Source organism: Vibrio sp. 1751 (assembly GCF_033339895.1).
GTDB lineage: Bacteria > Pseudomonadota > Gammaproteobacteria > Enterobacterales > Vibrionaceae > Vibrio > Vibrio alginolyticus.
Genome location: NZ_JAWOVM010000061.1, coordinates 1 through 26,600, shown reverse-complemented (window position 1 = coordinate 26,600; position 26,600 = coordinate 1). Strand labels below are relative to the sequence as shown.

27 protein-coding genes and 1 tRNA gene are annotated in these 26,600 nt (G+C 44.5%); 5 read left to right on the top strand and 23 right to left on the bottom strand.

Annotation, left to right across the window (positions count from 1 at the left end):
• Both emrD and R7041_RS16900 read left to right on the top strand, forming a co-directional pair.
• Nucleotides 1–1,140, top strand: a 1,140-nt coding sequence (gene emrD / locus R7041_RS16905) for a multidrug efflux MFS transporter EmrD (protein WP_318128663.1), incomplete at its 5' end; no start/stop codon positions are given.
• A gap of 311 nt (nucleotides 1,141–1,451) precedes the next feature.
• Nucleotides 1,452–3,617, top strand: coding sequence for a S9 family peptidase (locus tag R7041_RS16900; protein WP_170890234.1), 2,166 nt, complete (start codon nucleotides 1,452–1,454; stop codon nucleotides 3,615–3,617).
• 215 nt (nucleotides 3,618–3,832) lie between these two features.
• On the opposite strand, the gene R7041_RS16895 is transcribed toward R7041_RS16900, so the two are convergent.
• The 19 genes from R7041_RS16895 to R7041_RS16805 all read right to left on the bottom strand — a co-directional run bounded on the left by R7041_RS16895 (nucleotide 3,833) and on the right by R7041_RS16805 (nucleotide 20,862).
• Nucleotides 3,833–4,828, bottom strand: a complete 996-nt coding sequence (locus R7041_RS16895) for a porin (protein ID WP_017635534.1) — start codon at nucleotides 4,826–4,828, stop codon at nucleotides 3,833–3,835.
• A 215-nt stretch (nucleotides 4,829–5,043) separates the two neighbouring features.
• The gene (locus R7041_RS16890; protein WP_025768065.1) at nucleotides 5,044–5,913 is read right to left on the bottom strand and encodes a metal ABC transporter solute-binding protein, Zn/Mn family; all 870 of its coding nucleotides are present in this window, start codon (nucleotides 5,911–5,913) and stop codon (nucleotides 5,044–5,046) included.
• A gap of 22 nt (nucleotides 5,914–5,935) precedes the next feature.
• Nucleotides 5,936–6,811, bottom strand: coding sequence for a metal ABC transporter permease (locus R7041_RS16885; protein WP_005374244.1), 876 nt, complete (start codon nucleotides 6,809–6,811; stop codon nucleotides 5,936–5,938).
• Nucleotides 6,811–7,539: a metal ABC transporter ATP-binding protein gene (locus R7041_RS16880; RefSeq protein ID WP_158173506.1), complete on the bottom strand. Its 729-nt coding sequence runs from the start codon at nucleotides 7,537–7,539 to the stop codon at nucleotides 6,811–6,813. The genes R7041_RS16885 and R7041_RS16880 overlap by 1 nt, the downstream gene beginning before the upstream one ends.
• Nucleotides 7,539–8,465 carry a metal ABC transporter solute-binding protein, Zn/Mn family gene (locus tag R7041_RS16875; protein WP_005374249.1) on the bottom strand — a complete coding sequence of 309 codons (927 nt, stop codon included), beginning with the start codon at nucleotides 8,463–8,465 and terminating at the stop codon, nucleotides 7,539–7,541. Before R7041_RS16875 ends, R7041_RS16880 begins: the two co-directional genes overlap by 1 nt.
• 22 nt (nucleotides 8,466–8,487) lie before the next feature.
• Nucleotides 8,488–9,039, bottom strand: a complete 552-nt coding sequence (locus tag R7041_RS16870) for a DUF6162 family protein (protein WP_033906233.1) — start codon at nucleotides 9,037–9,039, stop codon at nucleotides 8,488–8,490.
• Nucleotides 9,036–9,356, bottom strand: a complete 321-nt coding sequence (locus R7041_RS16865; protein ID WP_005374251.1) for a hypothetical protein — start codon at nucleotides 9,354–9,356, stop codon at nucleotides 9,036–9,038. Before R7041_RS16865 ends, R7041_RS16870 begins: the two co-directional genes overlap by 4 nt.
• A gap of 42 nt (nucleotides 9,357–9,398) precedes the next feature.
• On the bottom strand, nucleotides 9,399–10,229 hold the full coding sequence (locus tag R7041_RS16860) for a DUF4198 domain-containing protein (RefSeq protein ID WP_206949483.1): 831 nt from the start codon (nucleotides 10,227–10,229) through the stop codon (nucleotides 9,399–9,401).
• Nucleotides 10,230–10,244: 15 nt separating this feature from the next.
• Nucleotides 10,245–10,784 carry a DUF2271 domain-containing protein gene (locus R7041_RS16855; protein WP_206949485.1) on the bottom strand — a complete coding sequence of 180 codons (540 nt, stop codon included), beginning with the start codon at nucleotides 10,782–10,784 and terminating at the stop codon, nucleotides 10,245–10,247.
• A gap of 21 nt (nucleotides 10,785–10,805) precedes the next feature.
• Nucleotides 10,806–11,435 carry a PepSY-associated TM helix domain-containing protein gene (locus R7041_RS16850; protein ID WP_005374254.1) on the bottom strand — a complete coding sequence of 210 codons (630 nt, stop codon included), beginning with the start codon at nucleotides 11,433–11,435 and terminating at the stop codon, nucleotides 10,806–10,808.
• A 133-nt stretch (nucleotides 11,436–11,568) separates the two neighbouring features.
• The gene (locus tag R7041_RS16845; RefSeq protein ID WP_017635539.1) at nucleotides 11,569–12,741 is read right to left on the bottom strand and encodes a tetratricopeptide repeat protein; all 1,173 of its coding nucleotides are present in this window, start codon (nucleotides 12,739–12,741) and stop codon (nucleotides 11,569–11,571) included.
• The gene (locus tag R7041_RS16840; RefSeq protein ID WP_005374256.1) at nucleotides 12,738–13,358 is read right to left on the bottom strand and encodes an energy transducer TonB; all 621 of its coding nucleotides are present in this window, start codon (nucleotides 13,356–13,358) and stop codon (nucleotides 12,738–12,740) included. The genes R7041_RS16845 and R7041_RS16840 overlap by 4 nt, the downstream gene beginning before the upstream one ends.
• Nucleotides 13,358–13,762, bottom strand: a complete 405-nt coding sequence (locus R7041_RS16835) for an ExbD/TolR family protein (protein WP_005374257.1) — start codon at nucleotides 13,760–13,762, stop codon at nucleotides 13,358–13,360. Before R7041_RS16835 ends, R7041_RS16840 begins: the two co-directional genes overlap by 1 nt.
• Nucleotides 13,759–14,313: a MotA/TolQ/ExbB proton channel family protein gene (locus tag R7041_RS16830; RefSeq protein ID WP_017819708.1), complete on the bottom strand. Its 555-nt coding sequence runs from the start codon at nucleotides 14,311–14,313 to the stop codon at nucleotides 13,759–13,761. Before R7041_RS16830 ends, R7041_RS16835 begins: the two co-directional genes overlap by 4 nt.
• Complete coding sequence (locus tag R7041_RS16825) at nucleotides 14,313–15,680, bottom strand: MotA/TolQ/ExbB proton channel family protein (protein ID WP_042523423.1); 1,368 nt, start codon at nucleotides 15,678–15,680, stop codon at nucleotides 14,313–14,315. Before R7041_RS16825 ends, R7041_RS16830 begins: the two co-directional genes overlap by 1 nt.
• On the bottom strand, nucleotides 15,681–16,448 hold the full coding sequence (locus R7041_RS16820) for a DUF3450 domain-containing protein (RefSeq protein ID WP_005374260.1): 768 nt from the start codon (nucleotides 16,446–16,448) through the stop codon (nucleotides 15,681–15,683).
• Between the two features lie 74 nt (nucleotides 16,449–16,522).
• Complete coding sequence (locus R7041_RS16815; protein ID WP_042523425.1) at nucleotides 16,523–18,616, bottom strand: TonB-dependent siderophore receptor; 2,094 nt, start codon at nucleotides 18,614–18,616, stop codon at nucleotides 16,523–16,525.
• A gap of 207 nt (nucleotides 18,617–18,823) precedes the next feature.
• Nucleotides 18,824–20,197 carry a sensor histidine kinase gene (locus R7041_RS16810; protein WP_025768074.1) on the bottom strand — a complete coding sequence of 458 codons (1,374 nt, stop codon included), beginning with the start codon at nucleotides 20,195–20,197 and terminating at the stop codon, nucleotides 18,824–18,826.
• Nucleotides 20,197–20,862, bottom strand: a complete 666-nt coding sequence (locus tag R7041_RS16805; protein WP_017635544.1) for a response regulator transcription factor — start codon at nucleotides 20,860–20,862, stop codon at nucleotides 20,197–20,199. Before R7041_RS16805 ends, R7041_RS16810 begins: the two co-directional genes overlap by 1 nt.
• A gap of 230 nt (nucleotides 20,863–21,092) precedes the next feature.
• On the opposite strand from R7041_RS16805, the gene R7041_RS16800 reads away from it, so the two are divergent.
• Complete coding sequence (locus tag R7041_RS16800; protein WP_017635545.1) at nucleotides 21,093–21,803, top strand: glycerophosphodiester phosphodiesterase family protein; 711 nt, start codon at nucleotides 21,093–21,095, stop codon at nucleotides 21,801–21,803.
• 35 nt (nucleotides 21,804–21,838) lie between these two features.
• Here R7041_RS16800 and R7041_RS16795 read toward each other — a convergent pair whose 3' ends face one another.
• The gene (locus R7041_RS16795) at nucleotides 21,839–22,321 is read right to left on the bottom strand and encodes a L,D-transpeptidase family protein (protein ID WP_054574480.1); all 483 of its coding nucleotides are present in this window, start codon (nucleotides 22,319–22,321) and stop codon (nucleotides 21,839–21,841) included.
• Between the two features lie 241 nt (nucleotides 22,322–22,562).
• Between R7041_RS16795 and R7041_RS16790 the strand changes: the two genes are divergently transcribed.
• Nucleotides 22,563–23,558: a 2-hydroxyacid dehydrogenase gene (locus tag R7041_RS16790; RefSeq protein ID WP_053350830.1), complete on the top strand. Its 996-nt coding sequence runs from the start codon at nucleotides 22,563–22,565 to the stop codon at nucleotides 23,556–23,558.
• Nucleotides 23,559–23,643: 85 nt separating this feature from the next.
• Nucleotides 23,644–24,000, top strand: coding sequence for a YibL family ribosome-associated protein (locus R7041_RS16785; protein WP_005374274.1), 357 nt, complete (start codon nucleotides 23,644–23,646; stop codon nucleotides 23,998–24,000).
• A gap of 163 nt (nucleotides 24,001–24,163) precedes the next feature.
• Here the strand turns inward: R7041_RS16785 and R7041_RS16780 are convergent, their stop codons facing one another.
• The 3 genes from R7041_RS16780 to R7041_RS16770 form a co-directional block, all read right to left on the bottom strand.
• Nucleotides 24,164–25,195: a hypothetical protein gene (locus R7041_RS16780; RefSeq protein WP_005374275.1), complete on the bottom strand. Its 1,032-nt coding sequence runs from the start codon at nucleotides 25,193–25,195 to the stop codon at nucleotides 24,164–24,166.
• A 103-nt stretch (nucleotides 25,196–25,298) separates the two neighbouring features.
• Complete coding sequence (locus R7041_RS16775; RefSeq protein WP_005374276.1) at nucleotides 25,299–26,060, bottom strand: hypothetical protein; 762 nt, start codon at nucleotides 26,058–26,060, stop codon at nucleotides 25,299–25,301.
• A 277-nt stretch (nucleotides 26,061–26,337) separates the two neighbouring features.
• Nucleotides 26,338–26,428, bottom strand: a tRNA-Ser gene (locus R7041_RS16770).
• Between the last annotated feature and the right edge of the window lie 172 nt (nucleotides 26,429–26,600).

The following is a 26,600-nucleotide window of genomic DNA, read 5'->3' as shown; positions in this document are numbered from 1 at the left end:
ATGACCCAGACAATGTACGTGCCTTCAATCGGTCATATGGCGGGCGAGTTTTTGGTATCTGCGTCATCACTTCAAGCTGTGATGGCTTGTTACCTAATCCCATATGGCTTGTCGCAATTTGCGTATGGCACACTATCGGACCGCTTGGGACGCAAACCGATCATCATCGTCGGGCTGCTTATCTACATCGCGGGTACACTGGTAGCATTATTTGCACATCAATTTGAATGGTTCTTGATTGGTAGCTTTATCCAAGGCTTAGGTATTGGTTGCGGCGGTGCGATGTCACGCACTCTGACTCGCGATTGCTTTGAAGGCTCTGATCTACACAGAGCAAACAGCTTAATTAGCATGTGTGTGATTTTCTCACCATTAATGGCACCAGTATTAGGCGGCTACCTAACAGAAGCTTTCGGATGGCGGTCAAGCTACTTGTTCTTAGCGCTATTTGCTATCGCGGTTGTGATCACCATGATGACAAGCATGATGGAGACGCTACCAAAAGAGAAACGCAAATTCGAACCAGTAGCCAAAAGCTACAAACACGTTTTGTCTGACCGCCGCTTTCAAGGCTTTTTGATTTGCCTGGTTGCAACATTCGCTGGTGTGGGTGTATTCGAAGCGGCGGCTGGGGTGTTGTTAGGTGGGGTATTAGAATTACCAGCAACAACGGTAAGTTTGCTGTTTATATTGCCGATCCCAGGTTACTTGGTGGGCGCAGGCTTATCTAGCTATATAGCAAGACGTCGCTCTGAGCGTCGTGCTCTAAATGTAGGCTTGGTCTCTATTTTTGTGGGCTCTGCTATTGTGCTCATCCCAGGCTTGTTTGGTTTAACCACAGCATTAACGCTGGTTGGAGGCGCAACCGTGTACTTTTTGGGTGCAGGTATTCTCTTCCCAGCAGCAACAACTGGAGCGATTGCGCCATTCCCATACCATGCAGGAACAGCAGGCGCGACATTGGGTGGCATGCAAAACTTGGGGGCAGGTGTAGCAACTTTGCTCGCGTCACTATTTCCAGCGCATAACCAGATGCCTTTGGGCATTTTGATGATGGCAATGTCGGTAATTGCAATGCTTGGGTTAATGTGGGTGAATCGAGCACACAATCACTCAAACGAAGTACCGCAAGTTATCTGATCATTATCAGCTGACTTTCAAAATCCAAAAGGGACACACTCAACAAGTGTGTCCCTTTTTTCATATCACACTATATCGATTTCCCGATGAGAATGATTTAACTTTCGAATTGATATTTGTTAAAAATAACAGCTGCTTACACAATGTGTTTTCAGCTCCCTTAAAATTGAGTAGCCAACTCGAAAATATTGAGGATTCTCACTTTTTCGGCATACCCCATAACAAAGAATGGACAACTGAAAACCACTAACAAAATGAAAGCCCAGCCCTCAGGATGAGGCCACTTGGGTGTACAATAAGGATAAAATCAGATGCGTTTCACTTTAACTACGTTGGCCGTCTCGGTCGCGCTTGTCGCCGGATGCAGCAATCAAGGAATCCCCAGCATGACTCAATACTCCCAAACACAGATCGTTGCTCAACAAACTCAAGCTCCGGTTGCGAAAAAAGTCCCTCACTCGATGACTATTCATGGCGATACCCGCGTTGATAACTACTACTGGATGCGTGACGACGAACGTAAAGACCCTGAAATTTTACAGCACCTAGAGAAAGAAAATCAGTACGCAGAAACCGTTCTAAAGCACACTGAAACACTTCAAGATACGCTATTTGAAGAAATTAAAGGGCGCATCGCAAAAGACGACAACTCAGTACCGGTTCGTAAAGGCAACTATTTCTACTCCAGTGAAGTGACCGGAGATAACGAGTACGAAGTCCATTTGCGAGCTAAAGACTTTGCAGGCAAAGACAAACAAATCATTTTAGATGTCAATGAACTAGCAAAAGAACATGAATTTTTCAGTATCGGCGGCCTATACGTTAGTCCGAATGAAAACTTATTGGCGTATGGCGAAGACACATTAAGCCGCCGCGTGTACACCCTTAAGATCAAAGACCTGACAACAGGCAATTACCTACAAGATGAAATCGAAGGGGCCTCAAGCGCTGTCGCATGGCAGAACGATAACAACGCCTTTTACTACATCAAAAAAGATCCACAGACCTTATTGGGCTACCAAGTTTATCGTCATGTATTGGGCACACCACAAAGCAGCGATGAGCTTATTTTTGAGGAAACCGACAGCGCCTATTACACCTCACTAAGCAAAAGCAAAGATGGCGAAGATATTTATATCTGGCATTCGAGTACAGAAACCAGTGGGGTCTCTATCATTGATGCGAACAACCCTAAAGCAAAGGCGAAACCGTTCTATCCTCGTGAAGATGGCATTGAATACAGTATTTCTAAGCTAGGCGATTGGTACTACATTTATACTAACTATCAAGCCGTCAACTTCCGTTTGATGAAAGTTCATCAAAATGACATGCATGACCGCTCTAAATGGCAAGATGTGATTGCCGCAGACGACAACACTCAACTTGTCGACTTCGAGTTATTCGATGATCACATCGTCTATGAACAGCGCTCTAACGGCCTAGCAAGCGTCACTGTACGTCAGCTTTCAACAGGAAAAGAACTCCCCCTCACATTTAATGACGATGCGTTTGCTGCCTATTTGACAGGTAACCTAGAGCTGGATAACGAGAAAGTTCGTATTTATTACAGCAGTTTAACCACTCCAGGAACCTACTACGATTTCGATCTAAAAACGGGCGAGTCAGAAATCATGAAGCAAACACCTGTACTTGGTGATTTTAATCCTGACAATTACCAATCAGAACGCATTATGATCACAGCCCGTGACGGTAAAGAAGTACCCGTTTCTTTGGTGTATCGTAAAGACTTATTTAAGAAAGATGGTACGAATCCACTCTACCAATATGGTTATGGGTCTTATGGCGCAACCATTGAGCCAACTTTCCGCTCGACACGTTTGAGTCTATTGGATCGCGGCTTTGTTTACGCCATTGCTCATATTCGTGGATCTGAAATGCTTGGCCGCCCTTGGTATGAAGACGGTAAAAAACTAACCAAGCAAAACACATTCAACGACTTTATTGATGTGACTAAAGGTTTGGTTGAACAAGGCTACGGCGCGAAAGATAAAGTCTTCGCTGTTGGTGGCTCTGCAGGAGGTCTCTTAATGGGGGCTATCATCAACCAAGCACCAGAACTGTACCGCGGTATCGGTGCACATGTTCCGTTTGTGGACGTGGTAACCACTATGCTCGATGAATCAATTCCATTGACCACCAATGAGTATGATGAATGGGGTAACCCAAATAACAAAACATACTATGACTATATGTTGAGTTACTCGCCTTACGACAACATCAAGGCGCAAAACTACCCGAACATGTTGGTAACGACTGGCTTGCACGACTCTCAAGTACAGTACTTTGAACCAATGAAGTGGGTCGCCAAACTTCGTGAAATGAAGACAGACGATAACGTCTTGTTGTTCAAAACCGATATGGAAGCCGGACACGGCGGCGCATCTGGTCGATTTAAGCGCTTAAAAGAAGATGCGCTAGAGTATGCCTTCTTCCTCGATTTACTCGATAAAAAATAAGCGTATTAATAGAACTGTATCTCTAACAACAAAAAATGCCCGCAACTTGCGGGCATTTTTATAGACGCACTCTCTAAACAAAGAGTGGGGTTACCTAAGCACAGAATGACTAGCGTCTCTTATAGCCAAAGGATAGCAGAAAGAAAAACGCCTACTCACAACGAGTAGGCGTTAACACAATAAATGTGTTTAGGCAGTAGAAACTGGCCTATTTATTAGAAGTAGTAACGAGCACCTAGAGTCCAGTAGTCGTTCTCTTCATTGTTGTAGTCGTTACCTAGATCAAACTGGTAAGCTGCAAACGTTACGAAAGCAGGAGTTACAGCGTACTCTGCTTGTAGCGCAGTTTCGCTTGAAACTGTCTTATTGTCTTCTTCGTCTTCTACGCCTTCGTAGTTAACGCTGAATGTCCAATCGTTTACGCCGTATGCCAAAAGAGCTTCAAGTTGAGAAGTGTCTTTACGCATTTGGTAAAAGTACTCGTTCATACCGTATACTACTGCTGCGTATAGACCTGAACCGTACTGACCGTAGTTTACAGAGAATAGGTGTGATTCAGCGTTCTTAGTACCTAGAGTCGCGTTTTTAACATCACCACCGCTGTATACGTAGCCTAGACCAAAGCCAGCTACAGAACCGCTCAATGCAACTTGACCACGTTGCTCGTATGTTGTTGCATCTGAAGTTTGCTCACCTTGCCAACCTAGACCTAGGTTGAAAGCAAAACCTTCACCAAATTCAAAACCTTTACGGTAGCTAAGCATTTTATCAGCACGAGCTGAGCCTAGGTTGCCGTGGTTGTCGTACAAAAAGTCGTTCGCAAACGCGATTGGTAGATCCGCAACGCCAGCGACATCGTAGTAAGGTGACCATTGAGTACCTGCTACTAAACGGCCAAACTGCTCATGAGTAGCACCGATGTAACCTAGACGAGTTTTGAATGACTGTTCACCACCATTTAGGTAGTTAAGCGCCCATTCACCTTTAGCGTCGATAGTAATACCGTTGCCAATGTCTTTCTTACCCGCAACGTTAATACGCGGAGACACTTGGTGAACTTTTACATCTTCTTCGAAATACTCACCCACGCCAACTGAAACGTGACCGCCGATCGATAAAGATGTACCATCGCTGTTGTAAACTTCTGCTGCGAAGGCCTGTGAACCACATGCTAGTGCCGCCACTGCAACGGCTAGAGTTTTCATTTTCATTGTTAACATCCGTATAGTTGTTTGTACCGGTTCGCTTAGAAACAGATTAAATCCGAATCAATCGCAACGAACACATAACAAAGTAGTAATGAAATAGAAATGAAACAAACACTTTCTTATGCAACCAGTGGTATTAATGCTCACATTTTGAAATGGATCACAAAAAAATAGGGAACTTTTCATTCCCCATCATAAAATCTGTGGCTTTTTACGTGTCACATCTCCCAACGTGCGAGTGGCTTCTCAGTTTTGATACCCTTACTGCCCCAGCGGTCAATAACATCAATTTGCAGTATGCGGCTCGGTTTAATAAGCGATGTCAAGGTTTTCGACGGTCGTTTATCCGTCACCAACCATAGCGTTTTATCTTGTTCAAACTGAGCTTTTAAAGATAATTTGTCTTCTTCTGTCCACTCGAGTTCCGGCTTAAATTCGCGCCCAACCACAAACAATTGGTTGCCAGAGGCAAAGTCCTCTAGTGACTCACTCATCAGTACCACTGAATCGATGCCTTTATCGAAGATCTCTGCCTGTTGTTGGTTGATCAGTTCACGCACATTGAGCATAAGAGCCTGTTGATTCGTTTGAATCGTCTTTTGGTGTTCAGGATATACACGTTGTAGATCCTCTCCAACAATACCCGCCATTCGGATTAAGTTTGTAGGGTTCAGCCATGCGTACTTCGATGTTGACCCGTTTTCCAATGTCAGTACTGCAACTCCTTGAGCTCTAGGAGAAATGGCCTGCGATGCATCGATTTCAATCAAGTGAATGTTGCCCTGTCGAGCGTAAACATAAGTCGGGTCTTGTTTCCAAATCGCACCAAGAGTAATAGCAACCGTCGCGGCTTGACCCGCTTGCTTAACTTGCTCTGTACCTTTATTTGCGAACCAGTTCTCAAGACGCTCAACGCCGTAACGCTTTGGAGGCAGATACTGAGTCTCTATCCCTGTACCTTTCATGAGTTGCTCAGACAACATGTACGTGACGGGAGTGCTGGTTAAAATGTCTTTGGCGCTTGCCAACGATGGAAGTGTTGTCGCTATAACCAAACCAAAAGTTATCGCTAATTTTTTTATCTTCATGTTCATTACTTTATAAAAAGGGTTACGCTTTTTGGATAATTCGGTAAACCGTTGCTGTTAGGAAAAATGCCGCAGAAACAATGATGATGGATGCGCCTGATGGCACTGGTAGCTCAAGCTCCATCGGCAGTATGGTTCCTATTAAACACGCAATGGTTGCCAATAAAGAAGAAAGGAGAACAAAACTGCCCATGCGTTTAGTCAATAACCTAGCCGTTGCACCAGGAATCAGTAGCAATGCACCAACCAATACCGCGCCAATAATCTTTACCGCGGCGATGGTGACCAAGGTGATCATCATGACAAATAAGTAATCATAAAAGCTGGTATTAAAGCCGCGTACACGTGCAATATCCGGGCTGATACAAGTTAGCAAAATGCGGTTAAACGTTGGAATAAGAAGCAGTAATATGATCAAACAACTGATCGCTAAAATAAGGATATCGTTGTCCGTCACAGTCAAGATCGAGCCAAACAACACGTTCTCCAACATGTGAATGTTGATCTTACGAGCAACGTACATTAACAGCGCAGCACCAACCGCTAACGCTAATGCAAGAAAAACCCCAACCAGTGTGTCGTAAGGTACATTCGTACGATTACGAACAAAGTGAAGCAACAGCGCAAAAATCATACAAAAGCTAAACAATCCGATGATCGGATTCTCTGGCGGCTCACCGAGCAACACACCAATCGCGATTCCGGTAAGCGCAGCATGCCCAACCGCTTCAGAGAAAAAAGCCAGTCGCTTGGCGATGACTAATGTACCAAGACCACCAAGTAATGGTCCTAATATCAGCGCTGCCACAATTGCGTTTACCATGAAGGCATAAGAAAAGCTATCGCTTAACCATCCAGCTTCAACGCCGCTAACCGCTAACTCTCGCAACCAATCCATTATGCAGCCTCCTCTTTTGCTGTGTAGTGCTTGAATAATGTTTCTATACGATCAGGGCTTAGCACATCTGAATGGTGACCTGACGCCACAATTTGACGATTTACGACATGGACCTGCGCATCTAAACGGCGCACGGCGGTCACGTCATGATGTACTGCCACCACCGTTTTGCCTTCTCCAACAACTTCATGAATCAAACCTTCAAGATATCGAACACCTTGCTCATCCATGCCAGTTGTAGGTTCGTCTAAAACCAATAAATTGGGCTCATCCAGTAAAGCTTGCGCAAACAAAACACGCTGTTGCTCACCGCCAGAGAGTTGCCCCATACGACGGTCGCTACGCGTTGCCATACCCACGCGATCCAGCTGGGCCAGGGCATGTTGAGTTTGTTTCGTTTTACGTCGCCAAAATAGAGGGATACGAGTTTGGTTAAGCAGTACAAAATCCATCACGGTTAACGGGAGGCTTGCTTCAAACATCGCTTTTTGTGGCACATACCCTATCTTCCCCGATGCAGCTGATGGTTCTGGCCAATTGAGCGCTATGTTTCCCGAAAATGGCGTGAGTCCAAGTACCGAACGAAGCAAAGAGGTTTTACCACCGCCGTTCGGTCCCATAATCACGTGACATTTCGCGTTCTCGAATTCGGCGCTGATGTTCTGCAAAATGATATTGTCGGCGTATTTTAGGCCCACGTTACTTAAGGAAACGGAAGGTCCAGTCATCACGCCTTTTCCCCTGCTCGCTTACTCGCCACAAATTTCATGGCTTCGATTAGTGTTTCCACATTATCTCGCATCTCAACCTCGACTTTATCAGCCTCATACTCACCGTGAGTCATGTGAGAAAAGCGATAAAGCTGCACCCCGGTCGCCTCTTCGATGGTATCAACAAAGCGATTCGGCATATTGAGCTCATAAAACAGAACATCAATGCCCGATTCACGAATTTTCTCTATCGTTTCCTGTAGCTGACTTGCACTTGGTTCTACACCATGAGCAGGCTCAATGACAGCGGCAACGTCAACACCAAACTCCTGAAGGATATATCCGTAAGCATTGTGGGTTGTCGCCACCTTCATACCAGCCGTGTCCAACTCACCAAGAGACAACATTGCATCACGCTTCATCAGGCGAAATGTTTTCGCGTATTTACGAGCATTTTGGCGATAGAACGTAGCATTGTCTGGGTCCAATTGGCTTAGCTCACTCGCGATGGTGTAAACCTTTTGAATGGTTGTTGATAGACCGACAAAGGTGTGAGGGTTCACTGCTCCTTGACCAACAGACTGCCCCATAGCGGGCAATAAAGGCACTTCTTTGTTCGCTTCTATAACCACGAGATCATCACGCTGAGAAGCCTTGATCACTTTCAGTGCAAAATCGTCATGACCAATACCATTGATCACTATTACGTCCATTTCATTTAAGCGCTTAAGATCATTAGGTTGTGGCAAATAGTTGTGAGGATTAAAACCAGCATCAACCAAAGGAACGATGTCCGCCTTCTCACCAACAACGGCTTTAACATAGCTGTAATAAGGTTGAAGCGTAATACCAATACTGAGTTTATCGGCAGCAAAGCCAGTAGAAGACACCGTCAATAACGCGGTGGCTGTAAGAATACGACGTAAAAGAGAGCGTTTGATCATAGTACTTATCAATTATGTTGTCTTAATGGGCGTGAGAGTGGGAAGAAGAGTCTGACAGAATGATTTGTTTCCACCCGAAATCGTGGCGTTTAGCTAGATCGCTTAGTCCCTCCACATTTAACGAACGGCTAGAATCATTAAACCAAATATCAGCTTGAGAACTGCGGCTATCCAACAGCATGGAAGCAGAGCCTTGGGCACTGGTCTTCACGCCAATGTAGACACCGTCATCAATTCGTTGCCACTGATGAGAACCTTTACGCTTCCAGTTTTGGTCTTTCACGAACGGAGCAATCCAAAGCACCTCCATATCAGAGATCTCAGGCCAAGTTCCGGTATCTAACTGCAAATCACGAATCTCTTCATGAGCGAGCTTAAGCTCAGCGATCAACCCCAACTCATTTTGATGTAAATCCGTGATTAACACTTGATGAGACTGCATGTCTGGCTTTTCAGTCGCGACCTGATGGTAGGGCATAAGTATGGCTGCTGAACTGAGAATTGCTGCGATTGTCAGTGCGACCCACTTTCCTTCTCGGTTACCATCATCAGGGCGAACTTTCTGTACACTCATTTCTCTTTCAGCTCAACGATATCCACTTCCACCGGGCTTTCATGTCCGGCATCAAATACCAAATAGAAATCTGTTTCAGGGTGAGTAAATTCTGCGATGGAACGCTTATCTGTTTTTTCTTTGGCGATCAGATTGTCGTCGTAATCGTACATTTCGACATCGTAGTCGACCGCTGTCGATCCATCCGAGTAGCCCGCTTCACAAATCACTTTATCTTGCGCCAAGTGACAGCTCATCAGAGGAAAATGTGCAGCAGCGTGAAAGGACGCAAATCCAGAAAAAAGCAAAACCGCTTTTAGAAGAGAAGTGTTATTCATGATAATTCCAAAATGGCCCAGCAATTGCTGAGCCTAATTCGATTAGTTAAGTTGAGTTTCAAACGTAAGGTGAACATTGGCACTCGCTTTATCCGCCAATGGATTATCTTTCAATTCACCTTTGTAGTTCGCTTTCATTAAGTAGCGCCCGGCGACTTCTGGCGTGAAGATCACTTTGCCATCTTTATCGCTCACCACATCGATTTGTTCTTGATGGTTTCGGTACATAGTACCTTCACGTGTAATCTCAGCAGTAACGCCCTCTTGTGGCTCTCCGTTAAAGAAAAACTGGAACGTCACAGGCTCACCTTCAATGATGTCCGATGGATGCGTGATCGGTTTCATCTCCAGCATTTTGCCTTCAATCTCCAACGCTTTGTCCGTTGGCATACCAACCGTAATGTAGCTTTCTGCTCGGGTGTAACTTAGTTGAGTAACCACATCACGCGCTTGCTCGGGAAGCACATCACCACGCTCAGCTTTGCTTGCTCGCGCCCATTTCATCGTATCACGACGGCCCGCTTTGTATTGTGTGTAGTAGCTCGGCTGATTATTAATCGCAACTTTGTGCGTGCCTTCTTCTGTAAAAAAGAAATCAAACATAGAGCGACGCTTGCCACGAACAACAAAGTTAGGACGCTCAGAGCGGCCATCCGGCATCACCACAAATGCCTGATCACTACCCGCAGGCTTATCAAAAACAAACGTTCCGTGAGAGGCAGTAACATCAAATGTCAGCCAGTCACCGCCTTCTTTAGAAACCGTAAAGTGAGAGGGCAGAACCCAACGTGGATGTGCTTGCGCGGTGGTGGTTACAGCCAATCCCATTGCCATTACACTCGCCAATGCCACTGCTTTCATTTTGGTTTTCATTGTTGTGTCCTTTAATCACTTAACTTGATAATTGACGGTGATGACACCCGTCTCTTGTGTTGGTTTAAGCTCATAGCGCACGTCACTGTCCGCTAGCGTTATTTTTTGACGTAAGTAGTTTCGCCCACCATGTTCACGAACGACTTCGACGTACAACGTGTAATTTCCTTGTTCCAAACGCTCCCCTGCGTCATTGGTTCCATCCCAGACAAAGCGGTATTGACCAGCAGGACGTGTTGCAGAAGTCACCGCATCAACAAGTTCACGATCATAACGACCCGCTTTTCTCCACCAGCTGCGTAGATCTTTTAACCATTCGTCTTTCCCTATCCATAACTGAATGGTTTTAACCGGTTTACGCTGATCGTTTTCAACCCAAACCGCCACATAAGGGCGTGCATACATTGAGGTATCTATCTTTGGAAGTTCGAGTTCGAAGTCGACCTTCGCGTTATCTGGTATAGGCGCCGCGGAAAGAGAGAAAGGAGCAAAAGCCGCGATCAAAGCGGCTTTACAAAAGTGATTACGGCGGAAAAATCTTCCTGTGTTCAACATAAGTGTTCTCTAAAAAAGCTGTTATGGAACAGCAACAAAATAAATTACGAGCGACAGTAACGTACCAAAGCTCATCCATTGCATTGACGTTCTGAGCGTCTTCTTCTTAGGCAGTAATAAGCACACGCCTGTAAGAACAAAAAACACCATCAAAAGCGCAGTGACGTCGATAAACCACTTCCAAATCCCACCACTGTTGCGTCCTTTATGTAGATCGTTCAGCAGCGCAACAATACCGTAGTGCGTCGTTTCAACATCAGCCGCACCAGTAGTCATATCAATAAAGACCGTAGCGTTATAACCTGGGCCTTTAAAATCCATAGAAAGCTCTCCGAGTAACAACTCACCTTGCTCAACTTCGGTATACACATCTAGTGCGGAGGGAGTGCCGCGAAGCTCGGTTTCTTTAGTCAAGAAAGCCACCAGCCCTTCACGATTAGGTTGAAAGGTATCTGAATGTGAGAATAGAACTGAGTGCGGAACCGTCAGAGTATGTTGTTGAATGATAGGTTCACTGCGTTCAAACAATTCGGGGCGATTGAGGGTAATACCAGTTACTGCAAAAAACAGCGTAACTAAGAGAAGAGCCATCGAAATATAGATATGTAGGCGGCGAGCCCAAGTTTGAACACCTTTGCTTTTAAGCAACATAGAAACAATCATCACCAATAAATGTGGGGCATAATTTAGGTGATAATCATTCGTATTGGCATTTAATTTACATTGTTTACTTTAAACAAAAAAATACCCGAGACTGAGCTCGGGTATTTAATAAAAATGTTCGCTATGAGTTCTGCGTCGATTCTACTTTGCGTAGCTGTGATAGATACTTAACCCAACTCTTTGCCTGATTCGATGGCTTAATCTCATTCGCTCTTTTGGCATTAGCGAGCGCATCGTCAAACCGCTTAAGTTTGTAGTAAGCGCGAGTTTTGATAAGTGCAACATCCGCTTTACGACCTCTGACCTTATCGAGCGCGGCAATGGCATCTTTATAATGGCCTTCTTGCACCAGCAGTTGAGAATAGTTCCAGTAATACTGCCTATCTAGCTGAGCTGCAATACGCCAGCTATCAATAGACTCTTCCCACTCTTTTGCCATTTGCCAATACGTTGCTTGCTGAGCTTTTAGCTTACTATTCGAGTTTACATCCTCTAGCTCGTTCATCACCAATGCAGCTCTCTCAGGAATACCTCGTTTCGCGTACAATTGTGCCAGCAGCTTTAAGTCATCTTGGCTAAGTTGTAACCCTTTCAGTTTTGCCAACGCCAAAGAGTCTAGGGCACGTTTGTTGTCATCAACCCGTAGATATAGAGCAACAAGCTGACGCCACCATTCAATTCGCTCAGGTTCAATCACTATTAAGCGTTTGATGGTCGAGATTGCCGGCTTCCACTTTTTCAGTTCTAGCTCAGCAGAAAGCTTTATCGACAATGCGCCAAGCTTGTCTGGCTGACCAAACTTCTCATAACGAGCCATTGCTGAAAGCACTTTTTGCCACTGACTCAGTTGATAATGAGATTGGGAAATACGCAGCCATAGTTCATGCGCTTTTTGACCTTTAGGAATGTTTTTGCTCAAGGCATAGTAATGAGGTAAAGCCTTAGAAAAACGTTGCTCGTTCAGCAGTATATCAGCCAACATTTTTCGGGTTTGCCATGCTTGCTCATCTTGTAGCAAACCACTATTGACTGCCAACTCAAGTTGCTTAATCGCCGCTTGAGTTTGCTCGTTCTGCCAGTAAAAAATACCCAACATTCGAGCGACATAAGCTTGGTCATATCCACGAGAAAGCTCCATAGCTTCAAGAGATGAAATCGCTTCTTTTAGTTTCTCCTCTTGAGCCAAGTTGTGTGCTCGTTGAACTCTCGCTGCGGTGTATTGGCTTAACTCACTGGCAATGGTTGAGAGTGCACTCAGGCTTAATACCGTACCGATTAAGAATTTTTTCATCATTTGGCTAACTTGAACTCCACTTTAGCGGTTTGTCCGAACTGCTCAATTGACACACCATCCTCAACTTTTGGCTGATACTTCCATTTTTTAAGCGCACGGATTGCTTCCCTTTCAAACATGCGCTCGGGCTCAGCCTCGATCACTTCAATATCTTTTGGTCGTCCAGTTGCATCGATCGTGAAACGCATAATGACATAACCTTCCACTCTACGTTTCAGCGCCTTACTTGGATAACGAGGATCAACACGATACAACGGCAGTGCTTGCTGGTTGCCCATTGTTCCCTTCAAGTTTGGGGCGCTAATCGCGATGCCTTCAAGGGCTGTGTTTAAACCTAAAGCACTGACTGGCGTCATCTGACTCATTGGTTCCATTTGAGTGTCAGCTTGAGACAGATCCATTGGCTCCGGCGCTTGAGGTGGTTCTGGTTGCTCCGGCACTGAACGTTGACGACGCTGCACGTCTGCTTCATTCTCTACCATCACCATATCAAAACGAACGGCTTCTGAAGCTTCTGGTGCACGCTGGTTGCCTTTATCAACCATCCACGCCATAAAGCTAAACAAGCTCACAGAAATTAACAGTGATGCTGGTAGTGCAAGTAACAGCCTGCCCATTAAGGTTTCTCCGCCGCCAATGCAATGTTCTTCACACCCGCCGCCTTTGCAGCGTCCATCACTTTCACGACAGTGCCATTGTAAGCATGCTCGTCAGCTTGGATAACTAACGAGGCATCAGGTTGATCAAGTAACAGGTGCTCAATAGAGGCCTCAACACGCTCAATATCAACCACTCGTTTGTCAATGTACACATCATTCGCTGCCGTTACTGCGATAAAAATGCCCGCGTCTTTTTGACTTACTACATTAGAAGCCTGGGGGCGATTCACTTCTACACCGGATTCACGTACAAACGAACTGGTCACAATGAAGAAGATCAACATGATGAAGACGATATCAAGCATCGAGGTTAAATCGACTTGAGCTTCATCTTGTTGGTTAGGTCTGCGTCCGAGTCTCACTTTTGACTCCTTAAAGATTGTTCTAACTGGATAGCTTTTCGTTCACACACTTTGCTAAGGCGAGCATGAATAAACATGCCCGCAAGCGCTGCTACCATACCTGCCATGGTTGGCAGCGTAGCAAGTGAGATACCAGAAGCCATCAATTTCGGATTGCTGCTGCCTTGCGATGCCATTACGTCAAACACCGTAATCATGCCTGTCACCGTCCCTAACAACCCTAGCATTGGGCAAACCGCCACAAGTAGCTTAATAGTCGATAGGTTTTGGCGCAGTTCGATTTGCGCTTTTGCAATCCATCCTTCACGGATTTGATGCGCGTACCAAGAGTGGTGCTCTGATCTTGCGTGCCACTGCTCACAAAGCTGTTTTTTTACCCCAGGGAAAACCGTTGTGAGATAAATAACTCGCTCCATAACCAACAGCCAGCACACCGCCACGACGGCGGCCAGCCACCATAGGATTTGACCACCTTGCTGCATAAAGCTCATCAAGGTTGTGGCCCAATCCTCACTGATCAAACCCAATGTGCTGAGTAGGATCTGCTCCATTACGCTGCGTTCTCCGCTAAGGTGTTAGAGTGACTTTTGTTATTCGGCATATCACGCTCAGCTTGTTCTGCAACTAAACCGATGCCTTGTTTTTCTAAGATACTGCGAATATTTTCTGCTTGAGAGCTCAATACGTTGTGCGCTAATAGCAAAGGCATGGCTGAAACAAGGCCAAGTACGGTAGTCACAAGTGCCATCGAAATGCCACCCGCCATTACTTTCGGATCACCATTACCAAATTGAGTGATGACTTGGAAGGTTTCGATCATACCCGTTACCGTGCCTAGTAGGCCAAGCATAGGAGCTAGAGCAGCAAGAAGCTTAAGCATCGACAACCCTTTTTCTAGGTGGGTTTGCTCATCAACAACGGCTTCCAAAAGACGTAGTTCTAACGCTTCTACGCTGCGATGCTTGTCTTTCTGGTATACCGCAAGCACGCGACCCAAAGGGTTGTTTCCTGGCTGCGCTGGGGTTTTCAGTTGCTTCATGATTTTCTGGCGCGAAATCATCAGAGATGCACCACGTACGAGCGCAATCAATAGGCCGATAGCCAATAAACCAAGGATGATTTTGCCGACAACGCCACCCGCATTTAGGCGATCAGCCAAAGTCGGTGAGTTTGCGAGCTGCTCAAGAAGAATGCCACGTGACGGATCTATGACAAGCGCATCAATGTCACCAGAGGAAATAGTATTCGCTGTTGGACCGCTTTCAGGCTGACGAAGATAGTTTACCGCATCTCCGCGTTGACCATTCCACTTAACGTAGCCAGTGTCATCCAGCAGCGCCATAGAACCAAGACGAACACCACTAACCGTTTGTTCACGACCCTCGCCATTTAGCAGTGTGAAAGAGACGTTTGCCATTTCACCGCTTGCTTTGATTTGTTCTTCCATGCTGCGCCACATCGCCTGAAGTTGGGTCAACGTTGGCAGTGATTTAGCCGCAACAATAGCATCGATATCTTTCTGATATGAGTTTGCATCTACACCGGTTACTGAGCTTTTTAGCTCAGACTCTAGCTCTTTTGCGTTCTGGCGAACGACGCCAAATAACTCACCTAGGCTCCCGGTTTCTAGACGCAACTTTTCTTCTAGCTGTGCCAGTTCTGCTTCATTTTCACCGAAGGTAACACTTAATGAGTCCGCCTCTGCTTGAAGAGCAGCACGCTCTGCCACCAATTTATTCTTTATAGCCTGTAGGTCTTGCTCTGTTTGCTTAAAACCTGATTCACGCGCGACATTGTGCGATTGCTGTTGACGATTTTCTTGCTGCGCCTTTTGTAACAACGCATCACTAGCAAAAGTTGTATAAGGCATTAATGCGGCTGTCGAGATTAATGCAACCGATAACCATTTTTTCATCATTTATTTGCCCTCCGCAGCGGTTAACGACACTGGTAGAGTTAACATGCTCGGCGCGATCTGTTTATTCGCCATAGCGAACGCTTTGTCTAGCTCTGATTTTTGCTCAGAACCCACTTGTTGCCATGCTTGTTGTTGCTGTGACCAGCTCCAAAATGTGTCACCAGATAAGCTACGCGCTACCAAAGACAAACGCCCTAAATAGAGAATGTCCGCCTCCACAGCTTCATTGTCACCCAGGTTAATCTTGCCTTGGTAAACGCCAAGCTTGGTGCCGTAATCCATTTCAATTTGGTACGCTTCTAAAATACGACGAAACTTCTCTGCATCCGCAACGTCTGCACGCGTCATCATGGAATCCAGCTTTGCAATTCGCTCCTCACGTTGCGCTTTGCGTATAGGCTTGTCGTTAGCGACGAGCACTTTTAAGCCCTCAAGCATGTGATACATTAAAGGCACGACACCTTGACGAGTTTGAGCAATCTGTTCAATTTGCTCGTTCAAGCTATCAACTTCTTGATTTTGGCTCTCAACAAGGCTTGCAAGATGATCGCGATAAATCTTCAAGTTACCGACTTCTTCTTGCAGCTGCTCAATTTCAGCTTCTAGAGTAAGTGATTTTTCTGCGCTTGCATCAATACGTTTTTGGCTTACCGCCGACGACTGGTTTGTTTTACTCTGCACAGCTTGTGCATCGTTTAAGTTCGCCGCGTGAGCGGGAATCAAAACCGATGATATCAACAGAGCGATACTTGATTTCATTAGATTCATACGAGTTATATTTCTGTGTTCCAAAAACGACCAAAGGGGAAGACTACCCTTCCCCTTTAATAATCAAATTGTTATCAGTACTTGAACTGGATTGTTGCCATGTAGTTGCGGCTTTCTCCAACCACAACCCCACTCGCACCTTTTTGCTCGCCATTCGTGCTACCACCACCTGCGAAGTAGTCGGTATCGAATAAATTCTCGACATTGAATCGAGCAATGATATCCAAGTTTTCATCGTACTTATGTTTGTATGACACGCCCATATCAACGCGAGCGTAGCCATCTTTCTTGAAGGTGTTCTTTGCATCACCGTAGCGATCACCTTCATAAATCAAACCAAGGTTTAAGTTAGTGTTGTCTTGAACCTTGTAGCTAGACCATAGACTTGCCGAGAACTCTGGCACGTCTACAGGGCGGTTACCTTCATATCTTTCTGCCTTCTTAAGCTCTGCATCCAAATACATTGCAGAAGCGGTTAGCGACAACTCTGGGGTCACAAAACCTTGAGCCATTAACTCAGCGCCTTTATGAACTTGCTCACCACCTTGCGTTTTCTTGTGTAGGAGATTGCCGCCCGCGTCTTTGCCGCTTTCAACATCCAGCGAGATGTTCTCTAACGTGATATCAAACACAGCACCAGATACAAATAAACGCTGATCAAACAGTTCCCACTTCGTACCGATTTCATAAGAGATACCACGCTCAGCGTCGAGTTTCTCACCTTCATTGATGTAGGTACGACTACCGTTGCTGACTTCACCTTGAGGCATGAAGCTTTCAGAATACTGAACGTAAACCGAGCCATTCGTCGATGGGTGGAATATCACACCTAACTTTGGAGAAACTTGGTTTTCGGTCAGTTCATCATCGCGCTTTTCGTCATAACGAACACCTGCAAGCACTTGCCAGTAATCATTAATCGTCATCATATTTTGCGCGTAGATACCCCAAGTATCGTACTCAGCTGTTGGTGATTTCCTCGAACTACTATAGCTAGGCTTAGGCACCGTTTCTCCTGGCGCAATACTCGCCTCATTATGAAATGCCATAAAGCGATCATAACTGTAATCCAAGTAGTTAGCGCCCACTAACAACGTGTTTTCCGTACCGAACAAAGTAAAGTCCGTCGTCACATCTATATATGCAGTATCAAATACCCAATTATCGGAGCGATCGTTGCCTCGATGCTTAATCGTATTTAACTCTTCATACTGATCAAACTTAGGGTAAGACTCTACATCAAAACGCTTAAAGTCTTGGCGGTTGTAACCTGCTTTTACGTTCACGTTATCCGTGACTTGCGCATTAATATCGACACCGTAGTTTTCTACTTCGTTATCAATTTCAGACCACTGCGCATCCCAAATGTACTTATCACCGCGAACCGCTTTGCCATCAACAATGTATGCGCCAGAGTCTACGCTACCATCGTCTTTCGTGCGATCGTAATGCGCTGACACCATAAAGTTGTCGGTGATGTCGTACTCAACCACTAGGCCCGCTACCGTACGATCCGTTTCTGGCTCTGTACCATCGCCGTATCTGCGCCAAGAGCCGTAGCTTTCTTTGGCAAAAATTGCGCGCGCACGCAGTGTCTCTGCATCATTTAGCGCGCCACTCACATCAAGCACAGTGCGTGAGTGATCATTCGAACCTAGATCTTGACTCAAACTTGCTTGTGTTTGAGTTGTTGGTTTTTTCGAAACCATGTTTACCAAACCACCCGGCTCAGATTTACCGTATAGCAGACCTGATGGACCTTTAAGCACTTCAACACGCTCTAAAAGCTCAATTGGCTGACGGTAGTGTGACCAGTGTTGACGACCATCACGAAGAAAACCGTCTGAACTGCTAAGTTCAAAACCACGTAGAGAGAAACGTTCGCGGTTACGGCTTGTACCACCCGCGCTAACACTTGCATCGTTACGTAGCACTTCACCAAGTGTACTTGCACGCTGCTCATCAATTACCGTTTCATCGATAACCGCTACTTGTCCCGGCGTTTCCAGCTGCGTCATTTCCATGCGCATTGCTGTACTGTTTGTATCTGCCTTGTAGCCGAACTCTCGACCTTCTACAACTACATGTTCGTCTGTTTGAACTTCCGCCACTGCAGGTGTTGCTAACACTGCACCGATCACTAACGCCAAATGGCTCTTAGTAAACATATCCTTTCACTCCGATTATTATTTTTCGGGTCACATACTTGTTGAATGCGATTCCCTCTTAATTATTTCGCGGGTGAATATAAGTGATAAGTATTACCATTTGCATTAAATTTACATTCTTTGCATTTGCAAACTTTTGTAAAGTACTCTCTGATGATGCGCCATTATAATGTGACTTTAGTCACAAAAATTACGACTTAATCATACTTATTGCTTGAACACTAAAGTAACCCTCAGACCACCTTGCTCACGGTTTTTCGCCGTAACTGCTCCACCCATAATACGCATGGATTCTTTGACAATCGCAAGACCTAAACCGTAGCCACCAAGCTTTTTATCTCTAGAAGCATCTAAGCGTGTAAACGGATCAAAAATATCGACCAGCTTGTTCTCTGGAATACCAGGCCCATCATCAGATACTGACATGGTGGTGAACTGCTGCCCTTCTTTGACATAATTTTCCAGAGAAACTTCTATCTGAGCTGCTTGTCCTGAATATTTAATGGCATTACCAATAAGATTGTTCAAACAACGAATGACGAGCGTTTCTTCACAAAAAGCTTTAGCACATACAGCTTCTGAGCGGAAAGACAACGTCTGTTCTGACTTCAAATCTATTTTGCAACGCTCTACTTGCGGGGAGAGCAAAACTTCTAAATCACAGCGTTTCGTGGCTTTGTCGAAGCGCGCATTTTCCAAGCGACTGAACTCCAATATATCGCTGATCAAATGGTTCAGCTCTTTTGCTTCATCTTCTAGCCTTGTCACTAGGCTTTGCTCACTTTCTCCAACACGCTTTCGCAAAAGATGCAGAACCAAGTTCTGCCTCGCTAACGGCGTTCTCAATTCGTGAGAGACATCTCTTATAAGCAGTCGCTGCTTTTCAGCGAGAGAATGAATCTGTTGCGTCATGTGATCGAAATCTTGCGCTAACTCGTTAAACTCACGCGTGCTCGACTTCAGCTCTTTCACGACACTAACATTAAAATCGCCATTAGATAGCTTTTTGCTTGCTTCTCTCAATCGATCCAATGGTTGCTGTAAGTTACGTGCCATTAGCAGCGAAAAGAGCGCCAAAATAACCACTGCAATCACGACTTTGAGAATAGAGAAATACAGAATGAAGTCATTTGCAGGGTGCAGTCGATGTGGCAACTGAATCACTAAAGTATTGCCATGAACTAAAGGAATATTGATGATGGGGCGATTCACTTTCCCCTCAAGTTGATCATCGATGCTTCTCTTAAATTGAAGTTTGAACTCGAAGTGCGGATGCATCAGACGGTGCGTAACTGGTTGCTGATGTTCATTCAACACAAATAAATAAAAGTTTTGCGCATTTGCCCAGTCAGCAAGTTCGTCCATGTCTCCGTGCTCAATCAATACGTTAGCTTGATGTGCAAGGTCTAGCATTTCTTCTCGCACACTATCGGGCACTTTCAACATGGCTTTCACCAGAGCTTGTTCCGCTAAGGATTGCACGACCAAAATGCTAATGACAATTGCGGTCATGCAACTAAATAACTTGAACGCTAAGCTGTCTTTACGTTTTGCAATAAAAGGTGGACACCGGAGCTTCATTAACAGTTTACAGCCTCTAAATAACTGTAACCTTTGCCACGGAAGGTTTTGATATGTTGCTTGGAAAGCCCCGCTTCAACTAACTTGCGACGTATGTTACTGATGTGCATATCAAGGTTGCGATCAAAAGGACTCAGCTCTTTCTTTAACACTTCGGTTTGAAGCTCTGCTTTTGAAATCACGACTCCTTGGTTTTTTACCAAGTAGCTCAATAGTTCAGCTTCCGTACTTGTGAGGGGTAAGCTATTAAGCTGGTCACTGATCGTTTGAACGGTACTACACATCGTCTGACGTTGACGTTCCAAGCCAACACGACGAAGAATCGCTTTGATGCGCATTAGAAGCTCAGCGACATTAAAAGGCTTTCCGATATACTGATCGGCCCCCGCTTGGTAACCATCAAGCATCGAGTTTTCATCGTTGAGAGCGGTAAGCATTAGAATAGGTGTCGCGAAGCGCTGACAGATCCTACGAGCAACTTGCATGCCGTTAAGGTTTGGTAACATGACATCAAGCAATACAAGATCTACAGGCGTTTTTTCCATATATTGCAGCGCACTTTCACCGCAATGCACAGAAGAGACGATGTAGCCCTCCTCTTGCAAAACCGCTTCTAACAGCTCACACAAAGGAACGTCATCATCGACTATCAAAACTCGTGACATTACCACTCACCATTCAAATAAAAATGGTTCGCATTTTATTACTCATTTACCAATTAAACAACTACACACTCTAAGGCTTTAAGTCCACAGGACTCAGTCCAAGAAGCAGCAACGTACCATTAGAGTTTAATGTTCACTTTTACTAAAGGTTCCTAACAATATGCACCTAGATATATCTTCATAGAAAAAACGAGTACAATCTGGCAACCGCAAAGCAAAAGATAAAGCGAATGGAAACGTTATTAATTGGTCACCGTGGCGTGGCAGGTTCATACCCTGAGAATACAAAAATAAGCATTCAGGCAGCCATTGACCTGGGGTTGAGGTGGGTGGAAGTGGATATACAGCCTACCAAAGATAATGTTTTAGTGGTTTGCCATGATCATACCGTCAATCGATGCAGCAATGGACAAGGCCGTGTTGATGAGCTCACCCTGGAAGAGTTAAAAGCATTAGATTTCGGTAGTTGGTTTAGCACAGACTTTTCAGGCGAGAAGATCTTGACACTAGATGAACTGCTCACTTTAGCTACTGAGAATAAGCTTAACTTGAATATCGAAGTTAAAGTAGACAACCATCCAGCGGAAGAAGTGGCGCAGACTCTCGCCAATGCGTTAACAAAAAGTCCAATGCCGCAAGAGAATGTACTCCTATCGAGCTTTAGTCATGACGTCATTAGAGCGATGCACAAATACTGCAGTGGCTACCGATTGGGTGTGTTAAGTGAATTCTTTACGAGAAAAGATAAACGCCTTTTGGAAGAAGTTAGTGCCTATAGCTGCAACCTAAACATTAACTGGGTTCGTACTCGCCAGATAAACAAACTCCAACAAGCCGGTTACAAAGTGATGTGCTATACGGTAAACAATCCAAATAAACTGAAATACCTACCTCAATTAGACGGTATTTTTAGTGATCATCCACAGCGCTTTATGCCATAGCCTATAAGAGCCAGAACATTAAAGGGGACCTTTTATTACCACTCAATCTGAATTGGTGTCCCCATCTCGACGAGCTGGATAAATTCGTCCATTTCCTCGTTGGTAATCGCAATACACCCATTAGTCCAATCAAAACTTTGGATGTAAATCGGCAACTGACTCTCACCGTTTTTTAAGCCATGAATTTTGATGTTCCCTCCAGGGGAGACACCTCGGCGCCTCGCTTCCAACGTATCAATCGCATCAGGGTAACTGATATGCACAGAACGATAAAAAGCAGAGTCCTCTATAACATAATCTAGAGTGTACTCGCCCTCCGGCGTGCGATTGTCTCCCTCTTCTTGTTTATGTCCTTGCGGGTTCGCTCCTAAAGCAATTCGGTATTCTTTTAGCACTGCTCCTTGTTCCATCAAATACATTCGACGCTTAGACTTGTCGACTTTAACGAGGTCAACAGCTGCGTGAGTGCCCGAAGCAAACACACAACACAAGAACATAGAGAACCATTTTACTGACATTGTCGTAACGCCTAAGCTAATAAAGTGAACAAGAAAAGAGCGATAATGCTAGTCAGTTAATGCTCGTAAAGCAAACAGTATCTAATGCGGAACCGTAAGATAGCACTCGCTGAAAGGCGTTCTTCTTATCGTTATTTGATACAACAAAGTCAAAAAGAAGATTTCTCTATTCATTGCGGCTAAGTTGCATTACTTTATAAGCATATTTATTTATAAAGTCCGTACTTTTTGAGAGGGAACCATGATTAACATTGCTTTTTTTAGTGCAAAATCCTACGACGAAGCCTCTTTTAATAAAATTAAAAATAACCGCGATTTTGAATTTCACTATCACGACTTCCGACTAACCGAAAAAACAGCCAAGATGGCGCACGGCAGTGATGTTGTATGTGCGTTCGTTAATGATGATCTTTCAGCTCCTGTCCTTAAACAGCTTTCTCTGGGCGGGACCAAACTTATTGCTATGCGCTGCGCGGGATTTGATAAAGTTGATCAACAAGCAGCCAAAGAACTAGGTTTACAAGTGGTTCGAGTTCCTGCTTACTCACCAGAAGCAGTGGCAGAGCACACGGTTGGTTTAATGATGTGCCTAAACCGCCGTCTTCACAAGGCCTACCAACGCACACGTGACGCCAACTTCTCGCTAGAGGGTCTTGTTGGCTTTAACTTTTACGGAAAAACTGTTGGTGTTATTGGTACGGGTAAGATTGGTATCGCGACGATGCGTATCTTCAAAGGGCTTGGCATGGAGCTGCTTTGCTACGACCCCTACGAAAACCCATTAGCGCTAGAAATGGGAGCCCGTTACTGTTCGCTTGAAGAAATCTACGCTAATGCGGATGTTATCTCTCTCCATTGTCCAATGAGTGAAGAAAACTATCACTTATTGAACGAAAAAGCCTTCGCGCAAATGAAAGATGGTGTAATGATCATTAACACCAGTCGAGGCGAGTTGCTAGATTCACTAGCGGCGATAGAAGCGTTGAAACAAGGTAAGATTGGTGCGCTTGGCCTAGACGTGTATGACAATGAAAAAGACTTATTCTTCCAAGATAAATCTAACGATGTCATTGTAGATGATGTTTTCCGCCGTTTATCGGCTTGTCATAACGTGCTGTTTACTGGCCACCAAGCATTCTTGACTCACGAAGCACTTAATAATATTGCCTCTGTGACGCTTGATAACGTCGAAGCCTTTTTCTCTGGTAACGTATCGGGCAATGAACTGATTAACTAAAGCCAGACAATCGAGAAGTATAGTAGAGCGTGTGATCTCAGCTATGCTATACTCCTCGACTATTTAAAATTTGAGCCAAATTACCATGAGCATAAAAACTGATATTCAAAAGCTGCACAACCGTTTAGATACATGCCAACGTAAACTTGATGCGGCACGTTCTCGTGGTGATCACGAAATGATTACAAAGTTCACGGATGAAGTAGAACAGCTGACCAAAAAGCTTAACCAGTTAAAGCACAAGCAAAACTATGAGCTGAACAAAGAACGTAAAAGCTTACTTGATATGCCTTTCTCTCGTGAAATCACCAAAGCAGAACAAGCGGACATAGGCAAACTAAAAAAACGCGTACGCGGCTTAGTAATCGTTCACCCATTAACAAAAGTTGGTAAAGAACTTCGCCTTGATGTGATGACAGGCTTTGCGCCAAAAGAGTTTTAAAACTCGCATTAACATTTATGGAGCCTAAGCATTTGCTTGGGCTTTTTATTTTGTACTGCTTCATTAGATTTCATCGAAATATCAATCCATAAGCTATTAAAAAGGCCAGCGACAAAAGCCACTGACCGATTTCGACCAATATCGTCCGCATTACATCTCAACGTTACGACAGTTGCTGCAACTTGTGCTCCACAACGGGATCATTCGGAACCAACTGCTGAGCGACTTCCAAAAGCTGTACCGCATCTTGCGGGTTGTCATACTCATGCTTAAGTGCAATATCAACAAGTGGCTGAATATCGATTTGCGCTTGATGCTCCTTCACATGTTCTTTCTTTTCTTCAATTAGTACATTATGAGCGGTGCTCAGTAAGTTTAAACGATGCTGTGAGCTCGCATTCGCCTTGTTAAGGCACTGATAGTAATCTTCTTTTAAGCGCAGCGTTTTGGTCTGATGACGAAACTGCGCTATATCTATCTTCTGATAACGTATAAAGTCTACGGCCACTTGCTTATAAAAACCGAATTTATTCAAATACGTCGCGTGGGTACCATGTCCCATCCCGAAGACTCTTAAGTGAGTGAGCTCTGGGTAGCGTTTGGCGTGAAGGCGGTCGATTTCATTAGTTGGATCATAAATGATATAGCCTTTTGCATCGCCAAGGTCGAGGTCGTGATACTTTCCTTCCCAATCAAATTGTTGGGCAAGTTCAGTACTTGGCCTATCATCCCATGGCACCAAAACTTTGTTTTTTGTGCTGACCGGGTGAAACATCAATACTTGATCCAACTTTAATAGATTAGAAAAGGCACCAATAGCAAAACCACCGCGGCTAAGTCCATAGCCTAAACGACATTCAAAGGGCTCAAGTAAAGTCGACAGTTGCTCTAGAAAGAAAATCAAATTACGGCTACGAAACCAGTTACTTTTCCCAAGATGCTGAAATGAAATAATATTTACTTTTTGTTTCTGGGCTAAGCGATAACCCCAAGGCGCAAAGTCTGAGTGTAAGTCCTGTACTTGTAGATTCGTACCAGCAGGGGAAAAGGTGAACAACAACGGTTTATTGCGGTCGACAAACTCATACTTAACAAATACATCATCAAGTAAGTCCTCCCCGGACATCGGTAGCCTGGTTTGCTGTTCTTCACGAGAAAGAGCCAGCCATTCATCCAACCAGTACAGTAACTTCATTAATCCTCCATCTAAATTGCGCCTAGCAATTGTGTTAAAAATCTAGTTTTTAGTGTGTGATCATCTCCCCCTGGTTACAGGGGACTCTGATATCAGTCCTCTTTTAAAACAAAGCGTGAATTTGCTTATTAAATTGGTCAATATCTAAGGTTTGATGGCGAACAAACTCCTGCGCCACCAGATTAAAAAATTCTAATTTATCTAATTGTGTGGATTGAGTGCCGTGTCCCATACCGACGACTTTTAAATGGGTAAGCTCTGGATAACGTTCAGCATGAAGACGATCAATGCGATTGGATGGGTCATAAATAATATAACCTTTGGCATTGCCCAAATCTCGATCATGGTAGCCGCTTTCCCAAGCAAACTGCTGAGCAAGCTCAGTACTCGGCCGATCATCCCAAGGCACTAACGCTTTATTTTTAGTGCTAACAGGATAAAACAACAAAAGATGTTCTAGTTTCAGCAAGTTAGCGAACGCGCCAATTGCAAAGCCACCTCGACTTTGCCCATAACCCAAACGACATTTGAAGGGATGAAGCAACTCAGATAGCTGCTCCAGAAAGAAAATCAAATTCCGACTACGGAACCAATTACTTTGTCCTAAATGTTGAAAGGCAATAATGTTTACTTGTTGTTGTATTCCGAGCTCGTAGCCCCAAGGAGAAAAATCCGGAGTTAAATCTTGTACCTGCACATCAGTACCGGAAGGAGAAAATGTAAACAACAATGGCTTGTTAAGATCGACGAGTTCATACTTCACAAACACATCATCAAGTAAATCGTAGCCAGAGATAGGTAAAGCCATCTCTTGTTCTTGTTGAGTAAGAGCTTGCCATTCATCTAACCAGTAAAGTAGCTTCATTTTTTCTCCAAGTGCATCCGCAGTATTTAGACTGGAACTCTATCAAAATGCGTTTAAGCATCCCACGTTGAGACTTAAGAAAGCTCTATTTGAAGCCCAAATGAGACGTATGGAAATGTCTTCGATTGAAGGTATTACTGCGTAAACTAAACCCAATGTAGGTACGCAAAAACTTGGAGAAAGAGCTAGAGAAAAACCAATTAGAAGTTTCGATAACAGCGGTTAAAAAACAGCAGATACAAAAAAACCGCTGTAAGAACAGCGGTTTTTTTAAAAGTGGCGGAGAGATAGGGATTTGAACCCTAGATACGCTATTAACGTATGCCGGTTTTCAAGACCGGTGCTTTCAACCACTCAGCCATCTCTCCACAAATTGTCACTAAAACTTAGTCTTATACTATTGATGCTAATTTTTAGTTTTGCCTTCAGTTATCTCAATTAAAGAGAACTTGAAAGCGATGTTTAAAGCCTGGCGATGTCCTACTCTCACATGGGGAAGCCCCACACTACCATCGGCGCTATTTCGTTTCACTTCTGAGT